Source organism: Aquabacterium soli, from assembly GCF_003933735.1.
Lineage (GTDB): Bacteria > Pseudomonadota > Gammaproteobacteria > Burkholderiales > Burkholderiaceae_C > Aquabacterium > Aquabacterium soli.
Genome location: NZ_RSED01000087.1, coordinates 1 through 487 on the forward strand (window position 1 = coordinate 1; position 487 = coordinate 487).

The window sequence follows — 487 nt, forward strand, 5'->3', positions numbered from 1 at the left end:
CGCGCCAACCCAAGGGCCAGGCAAACAGTCTTCACTGCTCGTCCTTTGGCAACAAGGGCGAGCGCGCAATCCACTTTTTTTCGGCCGCGTACTCCACCGCTTCCTTGAGGATCTCGTTCTCCAAGGTCTTCTTGCCCAGCACGCGCTGCAGCTTGGCAATCTCGGCCCGGGCTGCTGCGAGTTCCGATGCTGGCACCACGGACTCGCCGGCCGAGACAGCCACCAATGCTCCCTGCCGATCAAGCTTGCGCCACTGGAACAGCAGGCCGGCTGACACGCCGGCCTCTCGCGCTACCAGCGAGACTGACATGCCGGGCTCATAGGTGCGCCGCACCAGAGTCGACTTCTCTTCGATGGACCAGCGCCGGCGGCGTTGATCGGTAGTGATGACCTCTATGGTCTCTGTACGCCTAGTCATACTCACAGTCCTATTCCTATCCGTAAGATAAGCGATAGTCCGTGTCCAGTGAATCAGGGGGGCGTTTCA

The 487-nt window shown here is 60.6% G+C and carries 1 pseudogene; it reads right to left on the minus strand.

From position 1 onward, the window contains the following. Window positions 1-418, minus strand: a pseudogene (locus tag EIP75_RS23905) (transposase); the annotation flags it as partial. Window positions 419-487 lie beyond the last annotated feature (69 nt).